This is a genomic window from Microvirga vignae (assembly GCF_001017175.1).
Classification (GTDB): Bacteria; Pseudomonadota; Alphaproteobacteria; order Rhizobiales; family Beijerinckiaceae; genus Microvirga; species Microvirga vignae.
Window position 1 is genome coordinate 1 of record NZ_LCYG01000154.1, and the last position, 5145, is coordinate 5145.

General features: G+C 64.1%; 4 protein-coding genes and 1 tRNA gene. 2 read left to right on the forward strand and 3 right to left on the reverse strand.

Annotated elements, in window-relative coordinates:
* Positions 1-8: 8 nt before the first annotated feature.
* Positions 9-84 (reverse strand) — tRNA-Glu (locus AA309_RS31345).
* 137 nt (positions 85-221) lie between these two features.
* Between AA309_RS31345 and AA309_RS31350 the strand changes: the two genes are divergently transcribed.
* Positions 222-1178, forward strand: coding sequence for an RluA family pseudouridine synthase (locus AA309_RS31350; RefSeq protein ID WP_084731866.1), 957 nt, complete (start codon positions 222-224; stop codon positions 1176-1178).
* A 195-nt stretch (positions 1179-1373) separates the two neighbouring features.
* Complete coding sequence (gene rpoH / locus AA309_RS31355) at positions 1374-2279, forward strand: RNA polymerase sigma factor RpoH (protein WP_047192942.1); 906 nt, start codon at positions 1374-1376, stop codon at positions 2277-2279.
* Positions 2280-2347: 68 nt separating this feature from the next.
* Here rpoH and AA309_RS31360 read toward each other — a convergent pair whose 3' ends face one another.
* Both AA309_RS31360 and AA309_RS31365 read right to left on the reverse strand, forming a co-directional pair.
* Entirely contained in the window at positions 2348-3553 is a 1206-nt protein-coding gene (locus tag AA309_RS31360; RefSeq protein ID WP_047192943.1) for a hypothetical protein, read from the reverse strand.
* A 33-nt stretch (positions 3554-3586) separates the two neighbouring features.
* A complete protein-coding gene (locus tag AA309_RS31365) occupies positions 3587-4879 on the reverse strand; it encodes an adenylosuccinate synthase (protein WP_047192944.1) in 1293 nt (430 codons plus the stop codon).
* Positions 4880-5145 lie beyond the last annotated feature (266 nt).

Consider the following 5145-nt stretch of genomic DNA (forward strand, 5'->3'; position numbering starts at 1 on the left):
AAAAGCCTTGGCGCTCCCTAGGGGACTCGAACCCCTGTTTTCGCCGTGAGAGGGCGACGTCCTAGACCGCTAGACGAAGGGAGCTAGCAAGGTGGAGGCCGCTCGTATAACCACCATCGTGAATCCCTTCAAGCCCTTTCTCCGAAAAAAGAGAGGGCCAGACTAAAAATGAGGATGCGGTGAACGATACGACCCAGCAGGAATGGATTCTAGAGACAGGAATGGCGGCCGAGCGGCTGGACCGGGTGCTTGCGCGCCTTGCGATCGACTTGTCGCGCAGCCGCCTCCAGGCGCTGATCCGTGACGGCCAAGTGACCGTCGATGGCGCGCCCGTGCTCGATCCAGGCCGCAAGGTGGGAGCAGGCGCCCGGATTGCGCTGCAGGTCCCCCCGCCCGTTCCAGCCGAGCCCCAGGGAGAGGCGATGGACCTCGTGATTGTCTATGAGGACGACGACCTCATCGTGATCGACAAGCCGGCAGGGCTCGTGGTCCACCCGGCGGCGGGGCATGAATCCGGCACTCTGGTCAATGCGCTCATCGCCCATTGCGGCGATAGTCTCTCGGGTATTGGCGGCGTGAAGCGCCCCGGCATCGTGCACCGGCTCGACAAGGATACATCGGGCCTCCTCGTGGTAGCCAAGAACGATCTGGCCCATCAGGGCCTCGCGGAGCAATTCGCCGATCACGGCCGCACCGGTCCTCTGGAGAGACTCTATCTCGCCCTTGTCTGGGGCGTGCCGGAGCGCAAGCGAGGGACGGTGGAGGCGGCGCTCGCCCGCAGCCAGCACAACCGTGAAAAGATCGCCATCGTTGCCGACGAGAACGAGCGCGGCCGCTATGCCATCACCCATTATGAGGTGCTGGAGGCCTTGCCTCACGCCGGTCCCATAGCCGCTCTCGTCCAGTGCGAGCTGGAGACCGGGCGCACGCACCAGATTCGCGTCCACATGGCTCATATCGGCCATCCGCTCCTCGGCGATGCCGTCTATGGCTCAGGGTTCAAGACTAAGGCTAACCGTCTCTCGGAGGCTCAGCAGCAGGCCTTGAAAGCGCTAAACCGGCAGGCACTTCACGCGGCGGTTTTGGGTTTCGAGCATCCCAGGACACGCGAATTCCTGTGTTTCGAGAGCCCCATCCCTGCGGATTTGGCAATACTCCTGGAGACCCTGCGAGCCTAAGGTCAAGCGTCAATGCGTCGCAAAATTCTGCCACGCTGGCACCCTTGCGCATCCAGAGCGTTCACCACGTCTTGAAGCCTGACGCCTCTATTCGGACAAGGTCGGACCGCTTATATAAGGAAGTTGGCGGCTGGCCATTCTGGGGGCCGCCTCAGGCTTGCCTCATGGAAAGAGGGAGCCAAAGGAGGAGAACACATGGCTACAGCGCTTCCGGTGCTTGCCAATGAAGGGGGCCTTTCCCGCTATCTCGACGAAATCCGTCGCTTCCCCATGCTCGAGCCGCATGAGGAATTCATGCTCGCCAAACGCTGGCGGGAGCATGGAGATCGCGAGGCTGCCCATAAGCTCGTGACATCCCACCTGCGCCTCGTCGCCAAGATCGCCATGGGCTACCGTGGCTATGGCCTGCCGATCAGCGAGGTGGTCTCGGAAGGCAATGTCGGCCTCATGCAGGCCGTCAAGCGCTTCGAGCCCGACAAGGGCTTCCGCCTCGCCACATATGCCATGTGGTGGATCAAGGCGGCGATTCAAGAATACATCCTGCGGTCCTGGTCTCTCGTAAAGATGGGCACCACCGCGAACCAGAAGAAGCTGTTCTTCAACCTGCGCAAGGCCAAGGGCCGCATCTCCGCCCTCGACGAGGGCGACCTGCGTCCCGACCAGGTGAAGCAGATCGCCACCCAGCTCGGCGTGACCGAGCAGGATGTGGTGGACATGAATCGTCGCCTCGGCGGTGATGCCTCCCTCAATGCGCCCCTGCGCGAAGAGGGCGAGGGCGGCGGCGAGTGGCAGGACTGGCTGGTCGATCAGAGCGAGAGCCAGGAGCAGGTGCTCGTGGAGGAGGAGGAAGGCCAGAACCGGCTGACCGCGCTCCGCAACGCCCTCTCGGTCCTGAACCCGCGCGAGCGCCGGATCTTCGAGGCCCGCCGCCTCTCGGAAGACCCGATCACGCTTGAAGAGCTTTCGACCGAATTCGGCGTTTCCCGCGAGCGCGTGCGCCAGATCGAAGTGCGCGCCTTCGAGAAGGTGCAGGAAGCGGTGAAGAAGAACCTCACCCAGATCGAGGGTGCACCATCGACCGGGGCAGAGGCCTCGGCCTAACGGGCAAGCAGATCCCATGAAAAAAGCCGCGCATCGCGCGGCTTTTTTGTCGGCTTATGAAGGCTCTCTTACTGCCACTGGCTGAAGGCGCTGTTCAGAACCTGCTCGCCGGTGGTGCCCTTTTCGAAGCTCAGGATGGCGCGCTGGCCAGAGGCCATGCGAACCGGCAGGTCGATCCAGTTGCGGCGCACGAAGAGTTCTGTGTTGCGCTCCACATCGCCTTGCAGGTTGGACAGACCGATCAGGAACAGGTTCTCGCGCACAGGGACCGGGAGTCCCGCAACCGGCGTACCGCGCGCGGCTTCCTCGTTCTTGAACTGCAGGAGGCCGACATCTCGTATCACGCGACCGCTGTCGCCGTTGCGGGTGGTGAAGGTGAGCTCGACCGTATGCGACGCCGGCAGGGTCGTATCGAGGTTGCGGCGCAGCACCATCTTCATGGTGAGGCCTGCATCAGCGATCTCGATATTGGCGGAAACGGCCTTTTCGAGCGGCTGCCCCTGCCCTGGATTCACATCCTCGAGCCGCCAGACCACGCGCCCGACATAGGCCTTCGGGGTCTGGGGATTGGCGGCATCCTCCTCGTAGAAGACCGCGCGATGCGCCACGCCAATCGCCTGGACTGCTCCTGCAGGAGCAGTCGTTGCCTGCGGAGCCTGTCCGCCGACACGCTCGTTGATCTTGGAATTTTCGGGAGCAGCCGGGGCCTGAGGGGCTTCGGCCACGGGCGTCTCGGGGACAGGCGCGTCCGTGCGGCTCTGCCACCAGGCAAGACCCGCAATGAGAAGGATCACGAGGCCGATGGCGGAGCCGAGCAGGATCGAGCGCATCCGCCCGTTATTCTGCATGGCCGGATGCGGACGCGTGTCGACCCGCGGACGGGCGGGTGCCGTCTCCTCGAAAGACTGAACGGCCGGCTTGGGCTCCGGCTCATCCTGGGACGGCGCCCTCAAGGCTTGCCCTGGCGACACCACGCTGCGCAGGCGGTCGGCAGGAGATTGATGACGGTGCTGATCCTCGGCCACCAGATCCGCGAAGGCATCCGGATCGAAACCTGCCGGAGGAGGCGCATAATCAGCCTCGACCCGCGTGATTGCATGATCGAGGGAGGCACATTCCCGCTGGATATCCGCCTCGGGCAGAGGCGGATTGAGCGAGCGCAATTGGGAGACCAGGGCCGTCCGGGCGCGCTCGTAAACGGCGCGCCGCGCAACCGGCGTCTGCTCCGTCAGGCCTTCGACGGCCCGTGCAATGAGAGGGTAATAATCTGCCATTTCCCTGGGAATGGACCCGGAGACGCCCCGACGTCAAGCCTCAAAGGGGTTCTTCATGAGGATTGTGTCGTCGCGCTCGGGCGAGGTGGAGAGCACCGCGACTGGCGCGCCGATCAGCTCCTCGATGCGGCGGACATACTTGATGGCCTGTGCCGGAAGATCCGCCCAGGAGCGCGCGCCGGCGGTGGAGCCGCTCCAGCCTTCGAACTCTTCGTAGATCGGCTCGACCCTCCCCTGAGCCAGCTGGCTCGCCGGGAAGTAGTCGATGGTCTGGCCATCGAGCTTGTAGCCGACGCCGATCCTGATCGTCTCGAAGCCGTCGAGGATGTCGAGCTTGGTCAGCGCGATACCGTTGATACCGGAAGTCCGCACCGTCTGGCGCACGAGGGTGGCATCGAACCAGCCGCAGCGGCGCTTGCGGCCTGTGACCACGCCGAACTCCTTGCCCTTGTGGCCGATCAGCTCGCCGGTCTCGTCGAACAGCTCGGTCGGGAAGGGTCCCTCGCCGACACGGGTGGTGTAGGCCTTGGCGATACCGAGCACATAGCCGACGCTACCCGGTCCCATGCCCGAACCCGTGGCCGCCTGGCCCGCTACCGTGTTGGAGGAGGTGACGAAGGGATAAGTGCCGTGGTCGACGTCGAGGAGAGCACCTTGCGCGCCCTCGAACAGGATGCGGCGGCCTGCCCGGCGTTCCTCATCAAGCAGACGCCATACGGCGTCCATGTAAGGCAACACCTTTGGGGCAATGGAGGCCAGTTCCTCATAGATCGCCTCGGGCTTGAACTCGTCGAGGTCAAAGCCACGGCGCAGCGCATTGTGGTGCGTCAGCAGGCGCTCGATCTTGTCGCCCAGCGAGGAGAGATCAGCCAGATCCATGAGACGGATGGCGCGACGGCCCACCTTGTCCTCGTAAGCGGGGCCGATGCCGCGCTTGGTGGTGCCGATCTTCGTGCCGGCGCTGCCGCTTTCGCGCAGCGCATCGAGTTCGCGATGGATGGAGAGGATCAGCGTGGCGTTCTCGGCCACGCGCAGGTTCTCACGGGAGATCGCGACGCCCTGCTCCTGAAGGCGCGCCACTTCCGCCGCGAGCGCATGCGGATCGAGTACCACGCCATTGCCGATGACCGAGAGCTTGCCGGTCCGGACGACGCCGGAGGGCAGCAGCGACAGCTTGTAGACGTTGCCGCCGATCACGAGGGTATGGCCGGCATTGTGCCCGCCCTGGAACCGCACGACCACGTCCGCCTGCTCGGACAGCCAGTCGACGATCTTGCCCTTGCCTTCGTCGCCCCACTGGGCGCCCACGACAACCACGTTCGCCATCGCTCAAGCCTCACATGAAAAAACCCCGGCGCAAGGCCAGGGTTCGGATTGGGTAAAAACCTTGCAAACCCTCTTCGTGGATCGCGCGCCTCAGGTCAAGCCGGAATGAGCCTTGTCCCATGCATCGTGCTCCGTCCTGATGTGCGCGAGATGTTTCTCGGTCTTGGTTTTTCAAGGGACGGAATAAAGGCAAGCACCTTCGGCCTCGGGGCCGGTGCGGCTTCCGAGGGTGAGCGATCGAGAGGGCGCGAGGAGCAGTCCGGCTC